This window comes from Pseudomonas sp. NFR09 (genome assembly GCF_900111535.1).
Lineage (GTDB): Bacteria > Pseudomonadota > Gammaproteobacteria > Pseudomonadales > Pseudomonadaceae > Aquipseudomonas > Aquipseudomonas extremorientalis.
The window spans coordinates 152,059-178,599 of record NZ_FOIH01000003.1 but is presented as its reverse complement, the minus strand read 5'-3'; the positions used below and the strand labels follow the sequence as shown (position 1 = coordinate 178,599).

The 26,541-nt window shown below is 62.7% G+C and carries 23 protein-coding genes; 9 read left to right on the top strand and 14 right to left on the bottom strand.

Annotation, left to right across the window (positions count from 1 at the left end; genetic code table 11):
* Nucleotides 1–3: 3 nt before the first annotated feature.
* On the bottom strand, nucleotides 4–3,003 hold the full coding sequence (locus tag BMX59_RS08225; protein ID WP_093120992.1) for a type III effector HrpK domain-containing protein: 3,000 nt from the start codon (nucleotides 3,001–3,003) through the stop codon (nucleotides 4–6).
* 493 nt (nucleotides 3,004–3,496) lie between these two features.
* On the opposite strand from BMX59_RS08225, the gene BMX59_RS08220 reads away from it, so the two are divergent.
* Complete coding sequence (locus tag BMX59_RS08220) at nucleotides 3,497–4,819, top strand: OprD family porin (RefSeq protein ID WP_093120991.1); 1,323 nt, start codon at nucleotides 3,497–3,499, stop codon at nucleotides 4,817–4,819.
* A gap of 31 nt (nucleotides 4,820–4,850) precedes the next feature.
* Here the strand turns inward: BMX59_RS08220 and BMX59_RS30950 are convergent, their stop codons facing one another.
* Both BMX59_RS30950 and BMX59_RS08210 read right to left on the bottom strand, forming a co-directional pair.
* Nucleotides 4,851–6,206 carry a methyl-accepting chemotaxis protein gene (locus BMX59_RS30950; protein ID WP_071488325.1) on the bottom strand — a complete coding sequence of 452 codons (1,356 nt, stop codon included), beginning with the start codon at nucleotides 6,204–6,206 and terminating at the stop codon, nucleotides 4,851–4,853.
* 114 nt (nucleotides 6,207–6,320) lie between these two features.
* Nucleotides 6,321–6,809: a winged helix-turn-helix transcriptional regulator gene (locus tag BMX59_RS08210; RefSeq protein WP_093120990.1), complete on the bottom strand. Its 489-nt coding sequence runs from the start codon at nucleotides 6,807–6,809 to the stop codon at nucleotides 6,321–6,323.
* Nucleotides 6,810–6,916: 107 nt separating this feature from the next.
* Between BMX59_RS08210 and fabF the strand changes: the two genes are divergently transcribed.
* The 3 genes from fabF to BMX59_RS08195 all read left to right on the top strand — a co-directional run bounded on the left by fabF (nucleotide 6,917) and on the right by BMX59_RS08195 (nucleotide 10,680).
* Nucleotides 6,917–8,185, top strand: coding sequence for a beta-ketoacyl-ACP synthase II (fabF, locus tag BMX59_RS08205; protein WP_071488327.1), 1,269 nt, complete (start codon nucleotides 6,917–6,919; stop codon nucleotides 8,183–8,185).
* Nucleotides 8,186–8,249: 64 nt separating this feature from the next.
* Entirely contained in the window at nucleotides 8,250–8,630 is a 381-nt protein-coding gene (locus BMX59_RS08200; protein WP_028616142.1) for a RidA family protein, read from the top strand.
* Nucleotides 8,631–8,700: 70 nt separating this feature from the next.
* On the top strand, nucleotides 8,701–10,680 hold the full coding sequence (locus BMX59_RS08195) for a peptidase U32 family protein (RefSeq protein WP_093120989.1): 1,980 nt from the start codon (nucleotides 8,701–8,703) through the stop codon (nucleotides 10,678–10,680).
* Here BMX59_RS08195 and BMX59_RS08190 read toward each other — a convergent pair.
* Nucleotides 10,658–11,560, bottom strand: coding sequence for a DMT family transporter (locus BMX59_RS08190; protein ID WP_093120988.1), 903 nt, complete (start codon nucleotides 11,558–11,560; stop codon nucleotides 10,658–10,660). The genes BMX59_RS08195 and BMX59_RS08190 overlap by 23 nt on opposite strands.
* 109 nt (nucleotides 11,561–11,669) lie before the next feature.
* On the opposite strand from BMX59_RS08190, the gene BMX59_RS08185 reads away from it, so the two are divergent.
* The gene (locus BMX59_RS08185) at nucleotides 11,670–12,110 is read left to right on the top strand and encodes an Lrp/AsnC family transcriptional regulator (protein WP_071488330.1); all 441 of its coding nucleotides are present in this window, start codon (nucleotides 11,670–11,672) and stop codon (nucleotides 12,108–12,110) included.
* 179 nt (nucleotides 12,111–12,289) lie between these two features.
* Here the strand turns inward: BMX59_RS08185 and BMX59_RS08180 are convergent, their stop codons facing one another.
* The 6 genes from BMX59_RS08180 to BMX59_RS08155 all read right to left on the bottom strand — a co-directional run bounded on the left by BMX59_RS08180 (nucleotide 12,290) and on the right by BMX59_RS08155 (nucleotide 19,017).
* Nucleotides 12,290–12,748 carry an REP-associated tyrosine transposase gene (locus BMX59_RS08180; RefSeq protein WP_093120987.1) on the bottom strand — a complete coding sequence of 153 codons (459 nt, stop codon included), beginning with the start codon at nucleotides 12,746–12,748 and terminating at the stop codon, nucleotides 12,290–12,292.
* 308 nt (nucleotides 12,749–13,056) lie between these two features.
* Nucleotides 13,057–14,517: a xylulokinase gene (gene xylB, locus BMX59_RS08175; protein ID WP_093120986.1), complete on the bottom strand. Its 1,461-nt coding sequence runs from the start codon at nucleotides 14,515–14,517 to the stop codon at nucleotides 13,057–13,059.
* A 7-nt stretch (nucleotides 14,518–14,524) separates the two neighbouring features.
* On the bottom strand, nucleotides 14,525–15,526 hold the full coding sequence (locus tag BMX59_RS08170) for a LacI family DNA-binding transcriptional regulator (RefSeq protein ID WP_093120985.1): 1,002 nt from the start codon (nucleotides 15,524–15,526) through the stop codon (nucleotides 14,525–14,527).
* Between the two features lie 21 nt (nucleotides 15,527–15,547).
* The gene (locus BMX59_RS08165) at nucleotides 15,548–16,480 is read right to left on the bottom strand and encodes an ABC transporter substrate-binding protein (protein WP_071488334.1); all 933 of its coding nucleotides are present in this window, start codon (nucleotides 16,478–16,480) and stop codon (nucleotides 15,548–15,550) included.
* A 34-nt stretch (nucleotides 16,481–16,514) separates the two neighbouring features.
* Nucleotides 16,515–17,492: an ABC transporter permease subunit gene (locus BMX59_RS08160; RefSeq protein WP_025854715.1), complete on the bottom strand. Its 978-nt coding sequence runs from the start codon at nucleotides 17,490–17,492 to the stop codon at nucleotides 16,515–16,517.
* Entirely contained in the window at nucleotides 17,485–19,017 is a 1,533-nt protein-coding gene (locus BMX59_RS08155; RefSeq protein ID WP_093120984.1) for a sugar ABC transporter ATP-binding protein, read from the bottom strand. Before BMX59_RS08155 ends, BMX59_RS08160 begins: the two co-directional genes overlap by 8 nt.
* 323 nt (nucleotides 19,018–19,340) lie before the next feature.
* Between BMX59_RS08155 and BMX59_RS08150 the strand changes: the two genes are divergently transcribed.
* Genes BMX59_RS08150 through BMX59_RS08140 form a run of 3 tightly spaced genes read left to right on the top strand, consistent with a single transcriptional unit; the run spans nucleotide 19,341 to nucleotide 22,288 of the window.
* On the top strand, nucleotides 19,341–20,681 hold the full coding sequence (locus BMX59_RS08150; RefSeq protein WP_093120983.1) for a sensor histidine kinase: 1,341 nt from the start codon (nucleotides 19,341–19,343) through the stop codon (nucleotides 20,679–20,681).
* Nucleotides 20,666–21,049 carry a response regulator gene (locus tag BMX59_RS08145; RefSeq protein ID WP_071488337.1) on the top strand — a complete coding sequence of 128 codons (384 nt, stop codon included), beginning with the start codon at nucleotides 20,666–20,668 and terminating at the stop codon, nucleotides 21,047–21,049. Before BMX59_RS08150 ends, BMX59_RS08145 begins: the two co-directional genes overlap by 16 nt.
* Nucleotides 21,050–21,058: 9 nt before the next feature.
* Nucleotides 21,059–22,288: an EAL domain-containing response regulator gene (locus BMX59_RS08140; protein ID WP_092243506.1), complete on the top strand. Its 1,230-nt coding sequence runs from the start codon at nucleotides 21,059–21,061 to the stop codon at nucleotides 22,286–22,288.
* A gap of 234 nt (nucleotides 22,289–22,522) precedes the next feature.
* Here the strand turns inward: BMX59_RS08140 and BMX59_RS08135 are convergent, their stop codons facing one another.
* Complete coding sequence (locus tag BMX59_RS08135; protein WP_093120982.1) at nucleotides 22,523–23,521, bottom strand: M14 family metallopeptidase; 999 nt, start codon at nucleotides 23,519–23,521, stop codon at nucleotides 22,523–22,525.
* A 91-nt stretch (nucleotides 23,522–23,612) separates the two neighbouring features.
* Between BMX59_RS08135 and BMX59_RS08130 the strand changes: the two genes are divergently transcribed.
* Nucleotides 23,613–24,248 carry a TetR/AcrR family transcriptional regulator gene (locus tag BMX59_RS08130; RefSeq protein WP_093120981.1) on the top strand — a complete coding sequence of 212 codons (636 nt, stop codon included), beginning with the start codon at nucleotides 23,613–23,615 and terminating at the stop codon, nucleotides 24,246–24,248.
* A 7-nt stretch (nucleotides 24,249–24,255) separates the two neighbouring features.
* Here the strand turns inward: BMX59_RS08130 and BMX59_RS08125 are convergent, their stop codons facing one another.
* The 3 genes from BMX59_RS08125 to BMX59_RS08115 are packed head-to-tail and all read right to left on the bottom strand — an operon-like array spanning nucleotide 24,256 to nucleotide 26,523.
* A complete protein-coding gene (locus tag BMX59_RS08125; RefSeq protein ID WP_093120980.1) occupies nucleotides 24,256–24,954 on the bottom strand; it encodes an ABC transporter permease in 699 nt (232 codons plus the stop codon).
* 7 nt (nucleotides 24,955–24,961) lie between these two features.
* Nucleotides 24,962–25,666, bottom strand: a complete 705-nt coding sequence (locus tag BMX59_RS08120) for an ABC transporter permease (protein ID WP_092243494.1) — start codon at nucleotides 25,664–25,666, stop codon at nucleotides 24,962–24,964.
* A gap of 2 nt (nucleotides 25,667–25,668) precedes the next feature.
* Entirely contained in the window at nucleotides 25,669–26,523 is an 855-nt protein-coding gene (locus BMX59_RS08115; protein WP_172963333.1) for a transporter substrate-binding domain-containing protein, read from the bottom strand.
* Nucleotides 26,524–26,541: the final 18 nt, after the last annotated feature.

The window sequence follows — 26,541 nt, the reverse complement described above, 5'->3', positions numbered from 1 at the left end:
TTCTCACGATGTCCACTGCTCCCCGCCTGGCCAATCCTTGGTGGGAATATCCGCAATGGTCCCGTCCTTGACCCCATCGATGCCATAACGCTCGATTGAATCCCCCAATATCTCGCCGAACTTGTCCGACTTGGCCTGTGCCTGTCCTTCCTTGACCAGCCCGGGCACGATGGCCGCCAGTACCGCCACGCCAGCCGCCAGGAAGCCCAGCACGCCCGCCGTGGCCGCCAGGCCCGGGAGAAAGCGCGGCAGGTTCGCCCCGAGCAAGCCAAGGCCGCCCTCCGCGGCCGAGGCGCTGCCGGCCAGTACACCCAGCGAGCCTGCGGTAATACCGAAGCCACCGCTCAGCTTGTCACCACGACGCAGCGCGTTGACGCCATCAAAAATGCCATAAGCCCCGGCGACGATACCGGCCAGGCCGCCGATACCTTTGGCGGCTTCCTCAAAGTTCTTCGCCACGACTTTGGCGTGCTTGCCGTCCTTGACGTTGTCCTTGACCTCATCGAGCAGGTCGAGCATGACCTTGCCGTCCTTCATATCCTTGAGGGTCTGCTCACCGTTCTTGATCGACTTGGCGAGGTGTTCCTGGTAGCCCTTGGTGCCGCCCTCGATCAGCACGGTGGTGGTCTGCACGGAACCGGTGGTGATGTCGACGATGTTGCGCGTGGTCAACTTTCCACCGCTCTGCGCCCCGCGCGCAATGGTCACACCCGCCAGGAACAGCCCGCTCACCCCGTGCAGCACACCGCTGCCGTAGGCGCCCTTGGCGCCGCCGTTGGGATCGAAGTCCGACAGCTTGCCCATTTTGTCCAGGGCCTTGGTGCCCTGGCGGAGCATGTCCCAGTTACCACGAAAGCCCGCCAGGACCTGGTCGGTGGTGGCCACGGTCCCGTCCTGGTTCAGCAGCAGTTCGGGGCTTTCCTGGCGCATCTGGTCGACCAGCTTGCGGACCTTGTCTTCGTCCAGCTCCGCGCCGCCGTCCTTGCCGAATGCGGCCTTGATGTCGTCGAAGCCAGCCCCCTTGAACAGGTTCTGCTGGGCGATGCTGGAGAAATTGTCATTGAGCTGTTGGTCATACTGGGCCGTGAAGGCCGGATCAAGCGCGGCGTTATAGAGCGCCACCTCCAGGCTGAACTCCGAAGCGGCCTGCTCCGGCGTGTTGTCCTTGAGCAACTCGCGCAGGCGGTCGCCACTGGCCAACTGGTCCTTGTAGAAGGTCTTGAATGCTTCGTTATGCGAGGATTTGGCGACCGCGCCCTGGATCGCCTTGGCATCGTCAATGCCAAGCATCGACTGCAGGCTGGTGGCGGTGGCGTAGAAACCGGCCAGCGCTGTGTGCTGGTCGGTCTTGCCGTCCTTGGTGTTGGCGTCCCACGCGGCGTCCAGTGCCTTGCCCGACTTCACCTGATCCTCGTAGGTCTTGGTGACCGCATCCTTCAGGCCGGGATTGTCTTCAAACAACGTCTTTACCGCCTGGTCGCCTGCGTTCCTGATGTACTCGGCGGTGGGTTTGTCGCCCTGCAAGATGGCCATGTGGTCGTTGATGTCCTGCAGCAGCTTTTGCGGCTCCCAGATCGCGCCGGAGCGGTTGGCGATGGAGACCTTGCCATAATCGCTGTTCCAGACCCCGGCGTTGGCGCCGTCGACCACTAGTTTCTGCGCTTCCTGCAGTTCCAGCAGCACCGCAGCCTTTTGTTCGGCCGTGTAGTTTTCCGGATGTTCGAAGATGTCCTTGTCGAGCTTGCGGGTGTCGACCTGGCCCGTGACAGTGCCGGTGGCCACGTCGGTGATCAGGCTGGCCAGGCTCTGGGCATCGGTGGGGGCGGCGGTCTTCAGCCAGGCTTGCACGTCGCTGCGGTTGACCTTGCCGTCGGGCTTGTCGCCGATGCTGTTGCCGGCCGTATCGAGCTTGCGGAAGGCGCCGGGCTGGGCAAAGAAGTTGAGGGCCTCTTTCTCTTCCTTGCTCAACTGCGGATTTTGCTTGAGGTAGTCCTGGATGTTCTGTTCGGTGACGGCACTCTCGCCGCCGGTCTTGCCACGAATCGAATCGAACCTGGCATCCAGGATTGCGCCGTATTGAGCGATCTGCCTGGAGCCCGCGTCGGCATCCGGATGGGTGTCGAGAAAACCCTTATAGCTACCGATCTGGTCATTGGCCGAGGGCTTGGCCAATCCCTCGAAACCGTACTTGCCGAAGTCCTGCAGGCGCCCCGCTTCGGTGCCATGGCGCGCTTCGCCGCTCTTGGTAAAGCCGTCGATACTACCGTTGGCCACATCCTTGCCCGTCAGCGCGCGGCCTTGCTCGTCAAAACCCACCACCCGGTCGAGCACCTGGCTGGCACGGAAGGCCGCGTTGGGGTCCTTGTCGAAATCGCCGACCTGCTCCTTCAATGCATCTTTCACCCCACTCTGGTTGCCAAGGTTTTTCAGCAACGGGTTGTCATTGATGATGTCCTGGGCCGAGCGCGTGTCACCCTCGGGCAGTTCCCAGACGATGCCGACCTTTTCTGCGGCCTCACGGCGCTGGCCGTCCTGGCCCACAGCGTCCACCTGTTGCCGTTCACCCTTGAGGTTCTCCCAACCATATTTGCCGAAGTCTTGCAGGCGTCCGGCCTCGGTGCCGTGCCTGGCGTCACCGCCTTTGGTGAAACCATCGACGCGGCCGTTGTCGATGGCATTGCCGGCCAGGCGTGAGCCGTTTTCGTCGAAGCGCTCGACATGCTCCAGCACCTGATTGGCGCGGTAGGCCGCGTCCGCATCGTGCTCGAAATCGCCGACCCGTTCGCGCAACTTGTCCTTCACCCCGCTCTGGTTGCCAAGGTTTTTCAGCAGTGGGCTGCCATCGATGATGTCCTGGGCCGAGCGAGAGTCATCCTTGGGCCGCTGCCACTCGATGCCGGCATCCCTGGCCTTGGCCCGATCAACCGCGTTGCCCCATTCGGCGCTGGTGTCTTTGCCCGTGACGCTCCTGATCGTGGGGGCCTTACTGACCGGTGCTGACATGCGTGTGCTCCTTGAGGACGGGAGGCCGAGGCACGATCGTCAGGGGCGATCATGTCGGGCCAGTCAGGAGAGCAAAGACCTTGAGGGTTACTGAAAGATGACAGGCTGACTCACCGGATCGGTGCTGCATGCCTTTCTGGTCGCTGAGGTGCCCATGCTGAAGGGCCGAAACCCGGCTGTGAAATGTTGTGAAAAAATCCGCCGCAGAGTCTGCGGCGGCAACCAAAGGATGTTGTCGAAGCAGAGCGGCTAAGACAGGTTCAACGTACACCCGCACGTGGTTAAACAGCGTGAAGTTTAATTAATCGAGTTTCATCCGCCCGCCCGCTGCAGGCCGTGCCGACTGTGCTTAGAATCAACCTCGGTAACCACGCCGGACACAATAAAAAACCGTAACAGCTCACCTAGAAACCTCTGCCCAAACAACGTTATGCGCCATCCAGTCAGTGCGGTGTTTCTGCGCGCGCGTTCATTATTCCGGGGAAGTCACAACATGATTAAACAGTCGAGCCTATTGGCACTGGCGGTGTGTGCCGGTATCAGCCAGATGGCCTTTGCCGAGTCGGTCACCGACCAGGCGGAGGCCAAGGGATTTGTCGAGGGCAGCAGCGTCACCGGCCTGTTGCGCAACTACTACATGAACCGCAACCGTGAAGGCGGCCGGGCCGATAATATCGACTGGACCCAGGGCGCGATGCTCAACTATGCCTCGGGTTTTACCCAGGGCACCCTCGGTTTCGGCGTCGACGCCTATGCCTACGGCGGGCTGAAACTCGACGCCACCCACGCGGACGCCGGCACCGGCAACCTGCCCACCGACCGCCATGGCGATCCCGAAGACGCCTACGGCTCAGTCGGTGCGGCGGTAAAGATCAAAGTCTCCAAGACCCAACTCAAATTTGGTGACATGCAACCCACCGCCCCGGTCTTCGCCACCGGTGGCACGCGCCTGTTGCCCCAGACCGCCACCGGGTTTGACCTGACCAGCAGCGAAATCGCCGGCCTGGACCTGGAGGCCGGGCATTTCACCAGCACCAACAGTGGCATGACCAGCAACCATGACCACGATATCTACGCCACCTACGCCAACATCGCCGCCAACAGCGCCAGCTTCGTCGGCGGCAAATACACCTTCAGCCCGTCCCTGAGCGCGACGCTGTATGCCGGCGAGCTGGAAGATATCTGGCGCCAGTACTACACCAATCTCAATTACGTGATCCCGTTGGCGCATGACCAGTCCCTGGCGCTGGACGGCAACCTGTACCGCACCCTCGACACCGGCAGTGCCAAGGCGGGGGCGATCAACAACACCACCTACTCGGTGGCGGCGGCGTATTCGTTCCTGCAAGCGCACACCCTCACGCTGTCGTACCAGAAGGTGCATGGTGACACGCCGTTCGACTACATCGGCACCGGCAACAACGGCGCAGGCGAAGGCGGCGATTCGGTGTATCTGGCGAACTCGGTGCAATGGAACGACTTCAACGGCCCGGGCGAGCAGTCCTGGGGGATCCGCTATGACCTGAACATGGCCAGTTATGGCGTGCCGGGATTGAGTTTCATGGGCCGCTACATCAACGGCTCGGATATCGATGGCACCCACACACCGGCCCATAGCGCTTATGTCGGCGACTACGGTGCAGATGGCGCGCATCACGAGACCGATCTGGAAGCCAAGTACGTGATCCAGAGCGGTCCGGCGAAGAATCTGTCGTTGCGCGTGCGTGATGCGATCGTGGCGTCGAATGCCGACCAGCGCGATGGAGACCTGAACGAGCTGCGGCTGATCGTCGACTATCCGTTTACCCTGCTCTAAACATGCCCCTGGAGGAGCGAGCTGGAAAGCGTTAGCCCACCCAGCCGACCGCAGTCTTGGGAATGACTTCCGACTCATCCAGTTTCGACGCAAACATGCTCACCGCCTGCACCGCATCGCTGGTGCTGGTGCGAATCTGCAGGATCACCGACCCCGCCTGGTCGGCCAGGTTGACGCCGCGCTGTGCGCCTTCCTGGGTCGCGTTCATGCTGGTGACCGCGTCGCGGGTTTCCGAGAGGATCATGCCGATCATCTCGGCGATTTCCGCCGTGGAGCGGCTGGTGCGTCCGGCCAGTTGCCGGACCTCATCGGCCACCACCGCAAAGCCACGCCCCTGGTCCCCGGCGCGCGCCGCCTCGATGGCTGCGTTGAGCGCCAACAGGTTGGTCTGGTCGGCGATACCGCGAATGGTGTTGACGATGGCGGTGATCTGTTCGGAACGGTCGCCCAGTTGCCCCACCAGCCGCGCAGACGCGCCGATATTCTCGGCGATACGGCGCATTTCCGTGGCGGTCTCCTGGATCACCTGGGTGCCGTGCTCGGCAAAACGCTCGGTCTCGGAGGAAATATGGTAGGCCCGCGAGGCGCCACGGGAGTCTTCCTCGAACTTCTCTACGCGCTCGGTGATGTCGCTGGCAAACTTGGCGATCTTGATCAGTTTGCCGTCGCCGTCGTACACCGGGTTGTAGCTGGCCTCCAGCCACACCACACGCCCATGCTTGCCAAGACGCTTGAATTGCCCGGTAAAGAACTCACCGTTATTCAAGCGGCGCCAGAAGTCGGTGTACTCATGGCTGGTAACCAGCGCGGGCTCGCAAAACAACCGGTGGTGCTTGCCTTTGATTTCCGCCAGGGAGTAGCCCATGACATTGAGGAAATTCGCGTTGGCGTCCAGCACCTGGCCACTCAAATCGAACTCGATAACGGCCATCGCACGGTCCACGGCCGTCAATTTGCTGCGGGTGGCCGCGTCCTGCTCCACTTGGGCAGTGACGTCCAGTGCGTACTTGACCACCTTCAACACCTGGCCACGCTCATCCAGCACCGGGTTGTAGCTGGCTTCCAGCCAGATGGTCCGGCCGTTGGCATCCACGCGCTTGAACGTACCGGAGACAAATTTGCCGGCTTTCAAATCACTCCAGAACTGGCTGTAGGCCGGGCTGCTGGTCAGCGCCGGCAGGCAAAAATCGCGATGGGACTTGCCGGCCAGTTGATTGGCGCTGTAGCCCAGGGCCTTGAGGAAGTTGTCGTTGGCCCGCAACACGTTGCCGTTGAGGTCGAATTCGACCACGGCCATGGAGCGTTCCAGTGCGCTGATCAGTCCTTTGTACTCGGTGGCCTCGGCCGTCCTGGCCGCCAGTTCTGTTTTGAGTGTTGTGTTGAACATGACGTACCCTCAGCCGTGCGAAAAAACCCGTGTCTTGATAGGGCTATCGGCTGTGGAATACGCGACTTTACCGGCCTTGCGTGGATTATTTTCTGGCGTCAAATACTTGCGCAATCAGGGTTTTGCGCCTAGCAAAGCGAGGCGCTCGCGCATGCCGGCACTGGCCGCTGGACCGGCCTGCAACCCGCACTGGTCAAACGCCACCAACTGCCCATCCGCGCGGGCGAGCGTCGGCTGCACCGGCCTGCCTGTTTTACGCTCCACCAACTCGACACTGGCGCCCTCCTCGGCGTAATGCCGGTTGCCCCAGGCAACCAGTGATATCAGCACCATGCCGAAATCCTCACCCTTGGCCGTCGGCACATATTCATGGCGCGGCGGTCGTTCGCTGTAGGCACGGCGCTCCAGCATGCCCGCCTCCACCAGCGCGTTCAGGCGGCGCGTGAGCATATTCGGCGCAATGCCCAGGCTGCGCGAGAACTCATCGAAGCGGCGCAGGCCGTGCAACGCATCGCGCATGATCAAAATGCTCCACCACTCCCCTACCCGCTCAAGGCTGCGGGCGATGGGGCATTCGTCGCTGATGAGGGACTTGCGTTGCATGGGGATTCCTGTGGGTCAGTGCCAATGTGCGTGATGCCATGTTACTTTCATGATGATAGTGACGTCCATAAGGTCTGTTCCTTCACCGCAACTGGAGTCGATTGATCATGAGTAAACGCATCGTTGTAACAGGTATGGGCGCACTGACGCCGTTGGGCGCTGACGTGGAATCTACCTGGCGACGCCTGTTGGCCGGGCAATCGGGTATTCGTCGCCTGCCGCAAGCGTTGATCGGTGATTTGGCCGTCAGCATCGGTGGCCAGGTGCAGACCGTACTCGAGGACCCTGAAGCCGGATTTGATCCCGACCGCCTGCTGGCAGCCAAGGAACAGCGCAAGATGGACCGCTTCATCCTGTTCGCCCTGGCGGCGGCGGACGAAGCCTTGAAGCAGGCCGGCTGGGCGCCGAACACGCCTGAAGCGCAGGAGCGCACCGCGACCATCATCGCCTCAGGTGTCGGCGGCTTCCCGGCGATTGCCGACGCGGTACGCACCACCGACAGCAAAGGCCCACGGCGGTTGTCGCCGTTCACCATCCCGTCGTTCCTGAGCAACATGGCCGCCGGACACGTGTCGATCAACTACGGTTTGAAAGGCCCGCTGGGTGCGCCAGTGACGGCCTGTGCAGCGGGTGTACAGGCCATCGGCGATGCGGCGCGCATGATTCGCGCAGGTGAAGTGGATGTGGCGGTATGCGGCGGTGCCGAAGCGGCGATCCATCGGGTCAGCCTTGCCGGGTTCGCGGCGGCGCGGGCGCTGTCCAGTGACTTCAATGACAGCCCGGAGCAGGCTTCGCGGCCTTTCGACCAGGCGCGGGACGGTTTTGTCATGGGCGAAGGCGCCGGCATCCTGGTCATCGAGGAACTGGAGCACGCCCTGGCCCGAGGTGCGCAGCCGATTGCCGAATTGGTCGGCTACGGCACCAGTGCCGATGCCTATCACATGACCGCCGGCCCGGAAGACGGCGACGGTGCACGCCGGGCGATGCTGCAAGCCCTGCGCCAGGCCGGGATCGACGCGGACCAGGTGCAGTACTTGAATGCCCACGCCACCTCGACGCCGGTGGGTGACAAAGGCGAATTGGCCGCGATCAGGACGGTATTCGGTGCGAACGGCAGCCCTGCGATCAGCTCGACCAAATCCGCCACCGGCCATCTGCTGGGGGCTGCGGGCGGTATCGAGGCCATCTTCACCGTGCTTGCCCTGCGCGACCAGATCGCCCCGGTCACCCTCAACCTGCAACACCCCGACGCCCTCGCCGAGGGCCTCGACCTGCTGCGCGGTGCTGCCCGGCCGATGCCGATTGACTATGCACTGTCCAATGGCTTCGGGTTTGGCGGCGTGAATGCCAGCGTGCTGTTCCGCCGCTGGGCGTAGTTTGCCCCTGCCGTCATTTTCGGGGACCATGGCGCCTTTCTGAACCTGCCAACGAGAGGCGCCCATGGCCAACCACGACCTGCACTACACCCCGGACCCCGATGCCGATTCGATTTCCTCCGACGTGATCGGCTTCAACGGCATCCTGGTGTCCACCCAGATCCCGACCCGTGCCGATGGCAGCCTGGAACTGGGCGACATCACCCTGCAAAGCGAATGCACCCTGCAAGCCCTGAAAGTCGCCCTGGAAAAGGCCGGCAGCTCCATGGACCGGGTGATGCACCTGACCATTTATCTGACAGACATGGCCGATCGCGCCGCCTTCAACGAAGTCTACAAACGCTTCTTCGCCAAGCCCTGGCCCGTGCGCGCAGCGGTTGGCGTGGCCGCGCTGGCGGTAGACGGCATGCGCGTGGAAGTCACGGCGATGGCCGCTCAAGCCTGAGTGCGTGCCGGTCAGGCATTTCACAGCTACAATGCGCGCCTCAACCGTGACAAGCCTGACTAAAAAAACTATGTCCTTGCCCAAGCATCACCTGGAATTGCTCAGCCCTGCCCGCGATGTCGCCATCGCTCGCGAGGCCATCCTGCATGGCGCCGACGCCGTGTACATCGGCGGCCCGAGCTTCGGCGCGCGCCATAATGCCTGTAACGACGTGAGCGACATCGCGCAGCTGGTGGAATTCGCCCGCCGTTACCATGCCCGCGTGTTCACCACGATCAACACCATCCTGCACGACAACGAACTGGAACCCGCACGCAAGCTGATCCATCAGCTCTACGATGCCGGCGTCGATGCGTTGATCGTGCAAGACCTGGGCGTGATGGAGCTGGATATTCCGCCCATCGAGCTGCACGCCAGCACCCAGACCGATATCCGTACCCTGGGCCGCGCCAAGTTCCTCGACCAGGCCGGTTTTTCGCAGTTGGTATTGGCCCGTGAGCTGAACCTGCAAGAGATCCGCGCCATTGCCGACGAAACCGATGCCGCCATCGAGTTCTTCATCCACGGCGCGCTGTGCGTGGCGTTCTCCGGGCAGTGCAACATCTCCCACGCGCAGAATGGCCGCAGCGCCAACCGTGGCGATTGCTCCCAGGCTTGCCGCCTGCCGTATACGCTCAAAGACGATCAAGGCCGCGTCGTGGCCTTTGAGAAACACCTGCTGTCGATGAAAGACAACAACCAGAGCGCCAACATCCGTGCGCTGGTCGAAGCCGGCGTGCGTTCGTTCAAGATCGAAGGCCGCTACAAGGACATGGGCTATGTGAAGAACATCACCGCCTATTACCGCCAGCGCCTGGATGACGTGCTTGAAGACCGCCCGGACCTGGCCCGCGCCTCCAGCGGCCGTACCGCGCACTTCTTCCTGCCTGACCCGGAAAAGACCTTCCACCGGGGCAGCACCGACTATTTCGTCAATGACCGCAAGGTCGATATCGGCGCCTTCGACACGCCGACGTTCACCGGCCTGCCGGTGGGTGTGGTGGAAAAAGCCGGTAAGCGCGACCTGCAAGTGGTCACCCACGAGCCATTGTCGAATGGCGATGGCCTGAACGTGCTGATCAAGCGCGAAGTGGTGGGTTTCCGTGCCAACATCGCCGAGCCTAAAGGCGAGTTCGAGGAAGACGGCGAGAAGCGCTACCGCTACCGCGTGGAGCCGAACGAGATGCCGGCCGGCCTGCATCAATTGCGCCCGAACCACCCGCTGAACCGCAACCTGGACCACAACTGGCAACAGGCGCTGCTCAAGACCTCATCCGAGCGTCGTATAGGCCTGACCTGGGCCGCTCGCTTGCGCGAAGCGCAGCTGGAAGCCACCGCCACCAGCGAAGAAGGCATCAGCGCCAGCGTCACCCTGCCCGGCCCGTTCGGCGTGGCCAACAAGCCGGAACAGGCGCTGGACACCCTGCGCGACCTGCTGGGCCAACTGGGCACCACCGAATACCACGCGACCGACATCCAACTGGATGCGCCGCAGGCGTTCTTCATCCCCAACTCACAGCTCAAGGCCCTGCGCCGTGAAGTGATCGAGGCGCTGACCGCCGCCCGCGTGGCTGCGCACCCACGGGGTGGCCGCAAGGCGGAAACTACGCCACCGCCGGTGTACCCGGACGCGCACCTGTCGTTCCTCGCCAACGTCTACAACCAGAAAGCCCGCGACTTCTACCACCGCCACGGGGTGAAGCTGATCGACGCCGCCTTCGAAGCCCACGAAGAAACCGGCGAAGTACCGGTGATGATCACCAAGCACTGCCTGCGTTTCTCGTTCAACCTGTGCCCTAAACAGGCCAAGGGGGTCACGGGCGTGAAGACCAAGGTAGCGCCGATGCAATTGATCCATGGCGATGAAGTGCTGACCCTGAAGTTCGACTGCAAACCCTGCGAGATGCACGTGGTGGGCAAGATCAAGGGGCATATCCTGGGCTTGCCACAACCGGGCAGCGCGGTAGAGCACTTCAACCCGGAAAACATTATTTTCCAGGGCACGCACTGACCCTTTGCACGCGGGGCCACCACCAGCCCCGCTGCAACCCGGCAGCCGCCAGTAGAATTGCCGCCACCCCGAACCATTGCAGCCAGCCCAGACGATGCCCGAAGGCGAACCAATCGACGAAGATCGCCGCAATCGGGTAGATAAACGACAGCGCACCGGTCAGGGCTGTCGGCAGTTTCTGGATCGCGCCATACAACAACACATACATCACGCCGGTGTGCACCACGCCGAGTGTCACCAGTGCGCCCCACGCGCTGGTTGTGGCCGGCAAGCTATTCCATGGCACCAGCGGCGCCAGTAACAACGCGCCGGTGGTTACCTGGATCAACGCCATCAAATGTGGCGGCACTGCCTTCAGACGTTTGATGATCAGCGCGGCAATCGCGTACAGCAACGCCGCGCCCAGTGCCAAGACGATGCCGGCCAGGTAATCGTCGCCGGTCGGTTGATCGCCATGGGCAGTGACAATCGCCAACATGCCCAGGAACGCTACGCTCAGCCAGGCGAGTTTCTGCAGGGTGATCTTTTCACCTAGAAACACGGCAGCCAGCATCACCAGCATGAACGGCTGCACGTTATACACCGCCGTGCTGATGGCAATCGACGCGCGGGAATAGGATTCGAACAGCAGTAACCAGTTGCCGACAATTGCCACGCCACTGAGCATCGCCAGGCCGAGCCTGGTCCAACTGAGCAGGTCCAGGCGCAAATACCCCAGCAGTGCACACACCAACAACAACGTCAGCCCGCCGATCACACAGCGCCAGAACACCACTTCGATCACCGATACGCCGGAGACCAGGACAAACCAGCCAATGGTGCCCGAGATCAGCATGGCGGCAACCATTTCCCACGACCCGCGACGGATGGATGTATCCATGATTGAAGCTCCTCAAGTGAGGCCCAATTATGGCAATCTGATCGAGACCGGCTCCAGCGACTAAAAAAGGCAAAAGCCTTGAGTTGCCTTTACTTATTAGGTGGACACCATGATTGACACCATCGACCAGCAACTGATCGCCGCTTTGATGGACGACTCGCGTCTGTCCCTCAAGGCCCTGGCCGGGATTACCGGGCTGTCTTCGCCGAGTGTCGGTGAACGCCTGCGGCGTCTCGAAGAGCGCGGCGTGCTGACCCACTACACCGTCGACATCGACCCCAGGCATTTCGGTTATCTGCTGCAGGCCATCGTGCGCATCCGCCCCTTGCCCGGCAAATTGCATGAGGTGGAGCGGCAGATCCAGGCGATCCCCGAGTTTACCGAGTGTGACAAGGTGACTGGGGAGGATTGCTTCATCGCACGCCTGCATGTGCGCACCATGGATCACCTGGACAGCCTGCTTGACCGGCTCAACGCCTACGCGGAAACCAACACGGCCATTGTCAAGAAAACCCCGGTGAAACGGCGTCTGCCGCCCTTGGGCGACTAGCGGCAGCGGCTTGTTGTGGGTCCTGATGTGGAGAGCGGGCTTGTTGTGGCGAGCGGGCTTGCCCCGCGTTGGGACGCGAAGCGGCCCCTTTTAGCATCACCGCGTTTCTACAGGAAAACCATGGCGCCTGGGTTTGGGGCTGCTTCGCAGCCCAACGCGGGGCAAGCCCGCTCGCCACGTCATAACCAGGCAGCATCCCACAGTGGATAGTCTCCAATGTGCTCGACCAACCCGGCTCGCAAGGGGTTGGCGATGATATAGCGCGCCATTTTCCGAATATCGTCCTCAGCCCGCACCGCCCGGTCGTGATAACCACGCTGCCAAAATCTTTCCCGACTGCAACGGGCTCTATTAATGCTCAAGGTGCTGCGCGACTTGGTTTGTCGCATCACATCGGGAAGCGTCGAACGGTTAAGGTCAAAAAACCAGTGGAAGTGGTCTGGCATGACGACCCAGGCTAGGGAGTTCACTAAGCCGGCATCATGAAGTCGCTTGAACTCGGCGACCAGTAACCGCCCCAACCGGAACTCCCTGAACAAGGGCTGGCGTTGATGGACCACAGCGGTCACCAGGTAAGCACGGCCGGTTTCCGAATAGCGACCACGGCGTAACAAATGAGAGTTGGGCTGACGGGGCAATCCGTTGCTCCTTTGAGTGGGTTTGGCCTTTTCACGCTAGCAATGGGTGCGGCTTAGCTATGTTGATTTCAGTGTCCTGGTGTTACCCCGATTACACCAAGCGTTGATAAGGGTACTTGTTGTGGCGAGCGGGCTTGCCCCGCGTTGGGGCGCGAAGCGGCCCCTTTTAGCATCACCGCGTTTCTACAGGAAAACCATGGCGCCTGGGTTTGGGGCTGCTTCGCAGCCCAACGCGGGGCAGGCCCGCTCGCCACAACAGGCCGTTCACCAAAACAGGCCACCCAGACAAGCCAGCCCGCCACAGAGGGCTACTCGTGAAGGGCCTTGGCCGCGCTCAGCAAACCTTGAAACTTGCGATATCGCGCCTCCAATACGGGCTGCGGCGTAAGGTCCGGTCTGTACCGGGCCTTGACCCGCATCCCCGCCGCGAGCAACTGCGCGCCTTGCCCTATCGCCACAAACCCCAGCTTCGCCGCACCGATACACGCGCTCAATTCGCTGCCGTGCAGGGTGAAGATGTCCCGTTGCAGGATGTTGGCCAGCAACTGCGCCCAGTACTCACTGCGCGCACCACCACCCACCAACGCGCAGGCGCCCACGTCAGCCCCCGCTGATTGCACCGCGCGCAACGCATCCAGCAGCCCGAACCCCACGCCTTCCATCACCGCATAACCGAGCATCGCCGGCGTGCAGTCATGGCCCAGGCCCATGAAGCCACCGCGCAGCAGCGGGTCGTTATGCGGGGTGCGTTCACCGGCCAGGTACGGCAGGAACAACGGCGTACCGAGCGGTACTGCCTGTTCGATCGGCAGTTGCGCCTGCACCTGGTCCAGCAAGGTTTGCTCATCCGCGGTTCCCGTGAGGCGAGTGACCCAGCGCAGGCAACTGGCGCCGGCCAGCATGGCACCCATGGTGTACCAGCGATCAGGCAGCGCATGGCAGAAGCTGTGCACGGCACTCGCGGGATTACCGGCCGCGTGATCGGTAATCGCGACAATGGCAGCGCTGGTGCCGAGGGTGATGAAGCCATCACCGGCATTGATCGCCCCGATCCCCACGGCCGCTACCGGGTTGTCACCACCGCCGCCGGCAATCACCACTGAGGAAGACAAGCCCAGCTCCTGCGCCGTCAACACAGCACTTGCGGCACCGCCCTCGACCAGTCTTGGCATCTGCTCCGGCGACAGGCCCGTCGCCCGCAGCATCGGCGCGAACCACTCACGCCGCGCCACATCCAGCCACAACGTCCCCGCTGCATCGGACATCTCGCTGATGCGCTCGCCACTCAGACGCAAGCGCAGGTAATCCTTGGGCGACAGCACACAATCAATGGCCTTGAACACCTCGGGCTCATGGCGTTGCAGCCACAGCAGTTTCGGCGCCGTCAGCCCGGCCATGGGCAGGCTGCCGGTGATGTCGGCAAACACCGGGCCCAACTCATCGGCCTCGGCGACGGCACGGGAGTCGTCCCACAGGATCGCCGGGTACAACACGCGGTTGTCCTTGCCCAGCAGCACCGCGCCATGCATCTGCCCCGACAGGCCGATACAGGCCACGCGGGCAAATCCGGGATGCTCGCGCAATTCGGCAAGCGCCTGCAAACACGCCTGCCACCAATCTTCCGGCGCCTGCTCGGACCAGCCGCTATGGCGCCGCGACACACTCAAGCGCACGCCGGCATGGGCCAGCACCGTACCGTCGAGGTCCATGAGGATGGCCTTGAGTTCCGAGGTGCCGAGGTCGATGCCGAGGGAAACGGGACTGCTCATAAGGGGGTCATTCCAATCCATTACAGCCACATGAATTACGCCGTTGCAGGGTCGGCGCCAGGCGCACGCTGTGAGTGGGGGCGTCGGGCGACGCCATGCGCTGCAACAACAGGTTCACTGCCTGCGTGCCCAGTGCCTGGACCGGCTGCGCGATCAGCGTCAGGCGCGGCACGAAGAAATCCGCCCAATCGAAATCATCAAAACCCACCAGGGCCATCTGCGCCGGTACGTCGATCTGCGCATCACGCAGGGCCTGCATGGCGCCAAGGGTCATCAGGTTGTTGCCGGCCATGATCGCCGTGGGTGGCTGCGCCAGGCCCAGCAACTGCACCGTCGCCTGACGCGCTGGCTCGGTGTTGGAGCCGCCATTGACCAACAAGTGCGGATCGAACGCCAGCCCCGCGCCTTGCAGTGCCGCGCGGTACCCGGCAACCCGCTCATCGGTGGTGCTGAACCCCTCACGCCCGGCGATAAAGCCGATGCGCCGGTGCCCGTGTTTGATCAAGTGGGTAACCAAGGCCTGGGTGGACTGCGTGTTCTCCACCCCGACCTGGTCGAATTGTTCGCTCATCATGCGGTCCACCAATACCGCCGGGATTTCGTTGGCCCGCAGATACTCCAGGGCCTTGGAGCCGTTCGAGGGCGCCAGCACAATGCCGTCCACCCGCCGATGGTGCAATGCCGTGACGACCCGCAGCTCGTGTTCCGGGTCGTCGTGGGTATCGACAAACAGCATCATGTAGCCGTGCCTGGCGCACTCGGTTTCAATCGCGTGCACGGTTTCGCTGAAATAATGGTTGGACAGCGCAGAGATCGCCACGCCAATCGTGCTGGTGCTCGACCGTGCCAGCGAACGCGCCAGGGTGTTGGGGATGTAACCCAGCGCCTGGATCGCTTGCTGTACCGCGTGCACCGTTGCCGGACTGACCTTGCGGGTACCGTTCAACACATGGGACACCGTCGACGTCGACACCCCCGCCCTGCTTGCCACGTCATCCATGGTGACCACGACGCTGTTCCTCTCAAGGGATCAATGTTTGCTCGACCAACCGCTGTACGTAGCGACGTTGTCGCGGGTGATCAGTTTTGGCGTGAGCAGGGTAACCGCTTCGGCCGGGGCTTTGTCATTGAGAATATCGTTGCCCACGTTGACGGCGGTCTGCGCCATGGCCCAAGGGTCCTGGCTGGCCGACGCCTGAATCTGTGTGTCGGTTTTCAGCGCGTTCTCGATATCCGGCGCACCGTCCACCGAGGTAATAATGATGCCGCTGCGCTTGAGCTGTTTGGCCGCCAGGTCGCTGCCGATGGCTTGTGGGTCGTTGATCGCGAACAGACCGTCGATTTTCGGGAAGCGCGTGAGGTAGCCCTGCATCACGTTCAGGCCGCCTTCGCGGGAGCCTTTGCCGTCCTGGTCATCGGACAGCACCTTGATCTGCGGCGCGGCGGCCAGTGCGGCCTTGCAACCCTTGACGCGATCGGTCACGGCGGTGACCTGCGGACCGTTCTGGATGATCACATTGCCCTTGCCGGAGAGCTTGTCCACCAGGTACTGGCAGGCCAGCTTGCCGGCTTCGACGTTGTCGGTCTGCACCGTGGCGTTCACCCCTTTCGCGTCCACATCCACGGCCACCACAACGATGCCGGCATCGCGGGCTTTCTTGATCGCCGAGGCCATGGCGGACGGGTCGACGGCGTTGATCAGGATCAGATCGACCTTGGACGAGATGAAGTTGTCGATCTGCGAAAACTGCTTGCTCAGGTCATAGTCGGCCGACACCGAGGTGACCTTGACGTTGGGGTTCAGCTCCTTGGCCCGGGCGGTTGCGCCATCGGCCAGGGTCACGAAATACGGGTTGCCCAGCGAGCCCATGCTGATGCCGAGGGCCTTCAACTCGCGGGCTTCGACGGCTTGGGACATCAGGGCAGCCAAGGCAATGACCGGAAAGATACGTTTGAGGTTCATAGGGGTCTCTCTTGTGATTGTTGTTGGAGTGAGTTCAGGTCCGTGCGCCGGACTGGCGATAACGATCCAGCGCCACCGCGCCGATGATCACGATGCCCTTGATGATGTACTGCCAGATGTCCGAGACGCCCAGCAGCACCAGGCCGTTGGTGAGTACCGCGATGATCAGCGCGCCGATCAGCGTGCCGCCGATGGTGCCGACACCGCCGGTAAAGCTGGTGCCGCCGAGGATCACCGCGGCAATCGCATCCAGCTCGTAGGATTGCCCCAGTTGCAGGCCATTGGCAGCGAACAGGCGCGACGCGCTCATCACCGCGCCCAGCCCGGCCAACGCGCCGGACATGGCGTAGACGAACAGCAGCACCTTCCACACCTTGATCCCCGACAGCCGCGCCGCTTCCGGGTTGCCGCCCACCGAGTAGATCTGCACGCCCATCACGGTGCGGCGCAGGATGAACCACGACAACGCCACCACTGCCACGGCGATTACCACCAGCCACGGCACCCCGAGGATCGAGTCGTTGCCGATAAAGGCAAACGGCAGGTCCGGGTTGAACACGGTCTTGTCGTCCGCCAATAGCCGGGCCAGGCCGCGCATGGCCGTGAGTGCACCGAGGGTGACGATAAACGGCGGCAGGCGCATAAAGGCGATCAAGCCGCCATTGACCAGGCCCAGCAACAACCCGAAGCCGATACCGGCGGCAATCCCGAACATGCCGAACTGCGGCGACATCGACGCCTGCAGCGCCACCACCGCCGATGCGGCGAGGATCGCGCCCACCGAGAGGTCGATGCCCGCCGTGAGGATCACAAAGGTCATGCCCGCCGCCAGCACCACGTTCACCGACGCCTGCTGGGTGATGATCGACAGGTTCTGTACCGTCAGGAAGTTCTCGCTGGCCAGGGCAAAGCCCACCAGCAGCAGGATCAGTACCGGCAACATGCCGACCGTGCGCATCAGCTCGCGGGCGCGCTCTGCCTTGCCGGTTGTTGCAATATTCAATTCAGCCATGGGCCACCACCTGATCGCCACCGGTGGCGAGGTCAATAATACGTTCCTGGGAAATAGCGTCGCCGGAGGCGCCGCCGACTTCTGCGACCAACCGGCCTTCGCGCATGATCAGCACGCGGTCGCAGGTGCCGATGATTTCCGGCAGCTCGCTGGAGATCACCACGATGCCGACGCCGGCCTGGGCCAATTGGTTGATGATGCGGTAGATCTCGGACTTGGAGCCGATGTCGACGCCACGGGTGGGCTCATCGAGAATCAGCACGTGCGGCTTGACCTCCAGCAGCCGCGCCAGCAGCACCTTCTGTTGGTTGCCACCGGACAACGCACCGACATTGACCTTGCCCGACGCCACGCGAATCGACAGCGACTTGATTGCCTCGGTGGCGCGCTGCGCGGCATGGGCGCGATCGAGCACCCCGCCGGCATGGGCATCCGGCACGCAGGCGCAGACATTGATGTTGTCCGCCACGCTCATGTCCAGGAACAGGCCCTGGGCCTTGCGGTCTTCGGTGAGGTAGACGACGCCGGCGCGGATCGCATCCGCCGGGGTGCGCAACTGGGTGACGGTCTTGCCGACCACTTCCAGGGTGCCCGAGGTGCGTGGGTCGGCGCCGAAGATCAGGCGCGCCAGTTCGGTGCGCCCTGCCCCGACCAGCCCGGCGATGCCCAGCACTTCACCGGCGTGCAGGTCGAAACTGCACTGACGCACGCGCTTGCCATCGGCCATGTCGCGCACGCGCATCACCACGTTGCCGGGGTTATAGGCGGCGTGCTCCTTCTTGTAGAACCCTGACAAGTCGCGACCCACCATCATCTTCACCAGCACTTCGGCCGACAGCGCCTCGCGGGTCAGTTTGCCGATGTACTGGCCGTCGCGCAGCACCGACACGCGGTCCGACAGCTCGTAGATCTCCGCCATGCGGTGGCTGATATAGATGATCGCCAGGCCCTGGTTGCGCAGCTGTTTGATCAGCGCGAACAGGCGGTCGGTCTCCCGGGATGACAGCGGCGTAGTCGGTTCGTCCATCACCAGGATCTTGGCGTGGGCGTGCAAGGCGCGGGCGATTTCCACCAATTGGCGCTCGGCAATCGACAGGCTGCTGACCTGCGTGGCTGGAGTGAACTCCGCGCCCAGACGTTGCAGCACTTCGATGCAACCGGCCTGCATGCCTTTGCGGTCGATGGTCCAGCCGCGTCGCAGTTCACGGCCCAGGTAGATGTTCTCGGCCACGCTCAGGTTGGGGCAAAGGCTCAGTTCCTGGTAGATCACGGCGATGCCGAGGGCTTTGGCGGTGGCGGGGTCGAACGTGGGGATGGGCTGGCCGGCGATGCGGATTTCACCGCCGGGGTCGGCTTGGTAGGCGCCGGAAAGGATCTTCATCAGCGTCGATTTGCCGGCGCCGTTCTCCCCCATCAAGGCGTGGATTTCGCCGGGGTAGACCTTCAGGCCGACATTCTTGAGCACGCGCAAACCGTTGAAGGTTTTGCTGATGCCCTGCATCTCGAGCAAGGGTTCAAGGCTCATGGATGAGCTCCTGGTTTTATTATTTTTGTCGTCAGTGGGCCGACTCTAATGTAGAAACATTTCCTTACGCAAGCGCTTGCGTCGATCATTTATCGACAGATGAAACGTTTCATCAGCCATTAATCCGAAAAGTACCCAATTTCACCCGAGGGTATCCATTTGAAGCGAGATAGCCCGTAGCCCGCCATCAAAACGCCATAATCTCTGCTATTGTCCAAGGACCTCATCTCCTCCTCGTCGCCCCCCAGCGATCTTCTGTGAGCATGCTCTGCGCCATCGCCGCTTGACGATGGCGGGCCTGAACGTCACGGAACGCCAAAGCGATGGACACACCGTTACCCGAACAACCGCAATCGCGGGCTGAAAAGATCGTCGAGTTCAAGCGGCAGAAAACCCTGCTCAAGACCGGCGCCCTGCAAGACGCAATCTTCAACAGCGCGTACTTTTCCAGCATCGCCACCGACGAGAAAGGCGTGATCCAGATCTTCAACGTCGGCGCCGAACGCATGCTCGGTTATGCCGCCGCCGATGTGGTCAACCGCATCACGCCGGCCGATATTTCCGACCCGATCGAGCTGATCACCCGCGCCGCCGCCCTCAGCCTGGAACTGGATACGCCGATCACGCCGGGCTTCGAAGCGCTGGTATTCAAGGCCTCGCGGGGTATCGAAGACATCTACGAGCTGACCTACATCCGCAAGGACGGCAGTCGTCTGTCGGCCATGGTCTCGGTCACCGCCCTGCGCAACCGACATGACACCATCATCGGCTACTTGCTGATCGGCACCGACAACACCGCGCGCAAGCAGGAAGAAGCCGAGCGCAAAGGCTTCGAGCGGGCGCTGGAAGAAAAGAACCTGGAGCTGGAACACGCCAGTCACATGAAGTCCGAATTCCTCGCCACCATGTCCCATGAACTGCGCACGCCACTGAACGCGGTCATCGGCTTTTCCGAGGCGCTCAAGGATGGCCTGGTCGGCGACATGAGCGAGACCCAGCTCGAATACATCGGCGACATTTTCACCAGCGGCCAGCACTTGTTGTCGTTGATCAACGACATTCTCGACCTGTCCAAGGTCGAGGCCGGGATGATGGAGCTGGAACTGGAAAACGCAGAACTGGCGGGGCTGTTGGCCAACAGCCTGCTCATCGTGCGGGAAAAGGCGGCGCTGCAACGCATCCAATTGAAGCTGGAGTGTCCCGAAGACCTTGGCCTTTTGCAGCTGGACCTGCGCAAGACCAAACAGATCGTCTACAACCTGCTGGCCAACGCCGTAAAGTTCAGCGCACACGGCAGCTCAGTGACCTTGACAGTGCGCCAGGTGCCCCGCGCACAGGTCGGGCACATTCCCGGCGACTGGCCGGTGTACCGCTTTGCCTTGCCCGACGGCGCTCATCAGCCGTTCCTCGAACTCAGCGTCAGCGACACTGGCATCGGGATCGCCGAGGCGGACATGGACAAGTTGTTCAAGGCGTTCAGCCAGATCGACAGCAGCCTGGCACGCAAATTCGAAGGCACTGGCCTGGGGCTGGCGATGGTCAAGCGGTTGACCGACCTGCATGGCGGCAGTGTCGCCGTGGCCAGCCGTGAAGGCTGCGGGGCGCGGTTCGTCGCCTGGCTGCCGCTGCACCGCGCCCCGGAGGCTGCATGCCCCACATCCTGATTGTTGAAGACAACGAAGCCAACATGCGCCTGGCGCGTCTGTTACTCGTCAATGCCGGTCACACGGTGCTGTGGGCCGCGGATGCCGAAACCGGCCTGACCCTGGCCCGCGAACAGCAACCGGCGCTGATCCTGATGGACATCCAGTTGCCCGGCATGGACGGGCTGGCCGCCACCGCCCTGCTCAAGCGCGACCCGCTCACCGCTCACATCCCGGTGATCGCCCTGACGGCAATGGCGATGAAAGAAGACCGCGAAAAGACCCGACTCGCGGGGTGCGATGCCTACATCATCAAGCCGCTGCGTTACAAAGAGCTGTACCAGGTGATCGACACCTTGCTGCAACAGCACATCCGCCCTCTCACATGAGTCCTCTCCATGGCCAGCCAACCCGCAACGTTGTTGATCGTTGATGATGAACCCCAGGTGCGCAAACTCCTGGAAACCCTGCTGCAACATGAGGGCTACCAGACCCTGAGCGCGAGCAGCGGCGAAGAAGCCTTGCAGTTGGTGGCCCGGCAGCCGCCGGACCTGATCCTGCTGGACATCATGATGCCGGGCATGGACGGCTATGAAGTCGCCAGCCAATTGAAGGGCGATGAAACCACGGCGGGTATTCCGATCATCATGCTGTCGGCCCTCAGTGAACCGAGCGCCCGTGTCAGCGGGCTTGAAACCGGCGCCGAGGAATTCATCAGCAAGCCGGTGGAACGTGTCGAGCTATGGTTGCGGGTGCGCAACCTGCTGCGGCTCAAGGAACGCGGCGACCTGGCCAGCCACTCCCGTGAGCTGACGCAACGCCAGATCGGCATGAGCGTGCATGACCTGGCGCACCAGTCCCTGGAAAACGACTTGCGCCAAGCGGTAGCGCGTAATGACTTCACGGTGCATTACCAACCCAAGGTCGAGGTGCCGAGCGGTCGCATCTGCGCCCTCGAAGCGCTGCTGCGTTGGGAAAGGCCGGAATACGGCGCGGTGTCGCCAGCGGTATTTATACCGATCCTGGAAAGCCTGGGCTTGATCGTCCCCGTGGGGCGCTGGGTGATCGAGCAGGTCTGCCAGCAGATCGCAAAGTGGCAACGCGGCGCGATTGGCCCGGTGGAGGTGTCGGTGAACGTCTCCGGCCATCAATTGATCGAAGGCGACCTGATCGCCGATATCGCACGCACCCTGGCCCGCACCGGAGTCGAACCCCATTGGCTGGAAGTGGAACTGACCGAAGGTTCGTTGATGGAAAACACCCAGCACACCATCGCCAGCCTGCAGCGGCTGCACGCCATGGGGGTGAAGATTTCCATCGACGACTTCGGCACCGGCTATTCGAGCCTGGCGTACCTGCGGCGGTTTCCCATCGACACGCTGAAGATCGACATCGCGTTCATCCGCGAGGTAACCAGCAACCCGCAGGACGCGGCGATCACCCGTACCATCATCGAACTGGCCCACAGCCTCAGCCTGCGGGTAGTAGCCGAGGGCGTGGAAACCCAGGCGCAACTGGCGTTCTTGAAGGAGGCCGGCTGTGATCAGATCCAAGGCTATCTGTTCAGCCGGCCGCTGCCGGTGGAGACCCTGGAGCGGCTGTTGCTGGAGCGCTTAGAGAGTCCGTGAGATTTCCTCACGCAGGCACTCGATCAAACCCCGGTAGGTGGTGCATATCTGTGCCAGCCTGCATCTGGACAGTGCGATGCGGCGGTTGAAGCGGTTGGGATCACACTTCGAGCAATGACACACTGCGCTAAAAATGTGGGAGGGGGGCTTGCCCCTCGATAGCACCAGGCCAGTCAACTCATCTACAGCTGATCCACTGCAATCGGGGGCAAGCCCCCTCCCACACAGACACCGCTACGGGTCCAGCACGCCGCCGCTGTAGCTGTCGGATAACCGCGTCCCGGTGAACTTGGCGACCACCGAGCCCTGGGCCACCAGGCGTTCGCGGTGGCCGGTGACCATGCGGCCGGCCTGGGCGGCGTGCAGGATCACTTCGGAAGACGGGTCACCGGGGCGGCCGATGATGCGTGCAAAAGGCTGGCCTTCCTCCACGTAATCCCCCAGGGCTTTCTCGAACACCAGCACGCCGGCGCAAGGTGCCAGGATGGTTTCCATGCAGCCCATGTCGACCACGTCGCCCGGCCACTCGGTAATGGCGGCTACTTCGTCGACCACGCCATTGATGCACAACCACGCCCACAGGCCGTCGGCATCCTGTTGCGCCAGCGCATCGCTGACGTCCGCCTGCCCGCGCAGCTCAACGGTCGCGGCCAGTTGCGGCGATGCATGGTTGATGATGGTCTCTTCAAAGGAGCCATCACCGCCCTCATCCCAGACGATCACCAGGTCCACGCGCAAGGCCGCCGCCAACGCCAGGCCCTGGCCGGGCCAGAAGCTGCGGTGGATGTAGAGGTACGGCAGCGCTTCGTCATCGGTGTGCAGGTCCAGCACCAGGTCGGCCTCGGCGGCCAGTTGCACCAGGCGCTTTTGCCACTGCGCCAGGTTACTCGCCGGGCGCGCCATGGCCAGGGAATGATCGAAGGCACGGTTGAAGTTCTGCCCGGTCGCTTCATGAAAGCGCCCCAGCAAACGCCCCTGGCGGAACTGGCCGATGCCGAACGGGTTGGCCTGGGGCACCACGGTGACGCAGCCCTTGAGGCGGCCTTGGTCCTGACACGCCTGTAAGCGCGGCAACAGCTGATGCAGTACCAGCATGCCGGCGATTTCATCCGCGTGCACCCCCGCCTGCAGGTGCACCCTTGGCCCGCTGCCGTCGCCTTCGAAGCGCCAGGCGCCGATGTGCAGCGGGTTGCCGGCGTCGCCGGTGACCTGCCACGAAAGGTCGTTTGCCATGCCTTGCCCTCTTCTCATCAATTAATCGCTAGAGAGTGAACAGACGTTCAACTAACCTGAGCGCTGTGGTGTTTCCATCAAAGGCCTGCCCATGACCGTCAACCCTCCCAAACTGCGCCGTGCCGACCCCGACGAGCGCCGCGACCTGCTGATCGCCGCCGCCCTCACCTGCCTGGCCCGCGACGGGCACGCGGGGATTTCCGTGCGCCGTATCGCCTCCGAAGCCGGTGTATCGGTGGGCTTGCTCAACCACCATTTCGGCAGCATCGACGCGTTGATCGCCGAGACCTACCACAAGCTCGCCAACGAACTGACCACTGTGCTGTGGGAACAGGTCGAGTTGGCTGACGGCGCCGCCGCACGGCTGGACGCGTTTCTCAGCGCCTCGTTCTCGCCACGGGTCATGGACCCCGACCTGCTCGGCGTGTGGGTGGTGTTCTGGAGCCTGATCCGCCACTCACCCCACGTTAACCAGTCCCACGAAAACAGTTACCACACCTACCTGGGGTTGATCCGACGCCTGCTGGACGACCTGGCCCGCAGCGAAAACCTGCTGATCCACGATAGCCACCTGGCCGCCATCGGCCTGTCGGCGATGCTCGACGGACTCTGGCTCGAGGGCTGCCTCAACCCCGGCACCTTCAGCCCCGCCAACGGGCTGCATATCTGCCGCTGCTGGGTACAAGGCTTGCGTCAGGGCGCATTCGGCGCCGACCACAGCCTGTGACAACGGTTTATCCGGCCGACCTGCGCAGCGGCGTACCGCGCCGTTCGGCGATGGCGTAGACGCCTTCGATGAGGAAGGTCAGGCACAGGTAGACGCCCGCCACCAGCAGCAGCGGCTGGTAGATCTGCAAGGTCTGTGCGCGCACCACGTTGGCGGCGCCGAGCAGGTCGACCACGGCAATGGTCGACGCCAGCGCGGTGGATTTGAGCAGCATCACCGTCTCCCCGGCCAGGGTCGGCAGCAACAGGCGCATCGCCCGTGGCAAGCGCACGCGCAGCAAGGCCTGACGCGGTGTCATGCCGAACGCCGAGGCCGCTTCCATCTCGCCTTTGGGCACCGCCAGCAGGCCACCGCGAATCACCTCGCCGACATAGGCGCCTACCGACAACACCAGGGCGAACACGATGTACCAGTAGCCATCGCGCAGATACGGCCAGAGTAAGCTGCCACGGATCATCGGGAACTGGGCGAACAGGCTGCCCAGGCCATAGTAGAAAATGTAGATCTGGATCAGCAGCGGCGTACCGCGCAGCACGCTGGTGTAGGCCAGTGCACTGCGCGCCAGCCACTTGCGCCGCGACAACCGTGCCAGCGCCACCAGGACCGCCAGGGCAAAACCGAGTACCGCCGAAATCACCAGCAGCGACAAGGTGGTCTGCAATCCCTTGGCGATGAGCGCGGCGTAGTAGCTTATCCACTCAGGCATGTGTGCCTCACTCGACAACCGGCATCCAGCGACGGATACGGCGCTCCAGGCGCCCGGACAGGTAGTTGGAAGCCAGTGTCACCAGGTAATACAAGGCGGCGGCCGTGAGGTAGAACAGCAGGTATTGGCGGGTCGACCCCGCCGCCTGCTTGGCGGTGTACAGCAGCTCGTTGGTGCCAACCACGCTGATCAAGGCGCTGTCCTTGATCAGGTTGATCCACAGGTTGGACATGCCGGCCAGGGCGAACGGTGCCATGATCGGCAGCGTCACCCGCCGGAACAGCCCCAGCCCGCTCAGGCCAAAAGCCCGCGCCGCTTCGATCTGCCCGTGAGGGATCGCCAAAATCGCCGCGCGAAAAATCTCCGAGGCGTAGGCGCCCTGCACCAGGCCCAGCACCAGGATCGCCACCAGCGGGCCGCTGATATTCACTTGGGCGAATCCCAGCCACAGCATCAGCGCGTTGAGGCCCATGGAGCCGGCGTAATACAGCAGCAGAATCAGCAGCAGTTCCGGCACCGCGCGGAACACCGTGGTGTAGCCGCGCATCAGCAGCGCGATCGGGCGCGGCGCGCTGAGCTTGGCGCAGGCCACCACCAGGCCGATCAGCAAGCCCACCGCAAACGACCCGGCGGAGATCTGCAGGGTCATCCATAACCCCTTGAGCAACGCATGGCCCCACCCTTGTTCGCCGAAGCCGAGAAGATCGAACATGGTTATTCGGTCTTCTGGGCGATTTGCGGGTACGGGCTGTCACAGGTCTTGCTCACGAACGCCGGGGTATCGGTGCGCTTGCACGGGCTGACCGACAGGCCGAAATAGTGCTGCGACAGGTCGTCGTAGTCCTTGCTCACCAACAATTCGCCAATAGCCTTGTCCAGCCGGGCCTTGAGCGCGGTGTCTTCCTTGCGCAGGCCAGCGCCGACGCCACGGCCGATGATCGGGTCGTAGGGCACGCTGGCGATGTGCGCCAGGCCGCTGGCTTCCGGGGTCTTGACCATCATGGCGATGGCGGTGTCGTCGGCCATCATGTAGTCGATACGCCCGGCAATCAGGTCGGCGTTGGCCGATTCCTGGGTGTCGTAGTACTTGAGGTCGGCGATGTTTTCGTAATACTTTTTCAGGTAATTGGCGCTGACCGTGGAGATCTGCACGCCGATCAACTTGCCCTTGAGGCCCGCCGGGGAGATCTCGACTTCGCTGCCTTTCGGCCCCGCAACGCCCAGCAGGGAATCGTAGTAGGCGCGGCTGAACGCGATCTGTTTTTCGCGCTCGTCGGTCACCGACATCGACGAGAAAATCACGTCGATCTTCTTCGCCAGCAGCGAGGGAATAATGCCGTCCCACGCCACTTCCTTGATCTGGCATTCGGCTTTCATGCCTTCACAGAGCTTGTGGATCAGGTCCACCTCGAACCCGGACCACTGGCCGTTACCGCCCTTCACGGTAAACGGCGGGTAGGGTTCGGCCGCCACCGCAAACACGATGGGTTTGTCGGCCGCCCAGGAGAAACCTGCGGCCAGCATCAGCACTGCACTGCCCAACCACGTTGCCATACGCTTGGATTTCATGATTTTGCCCCGTCTTTT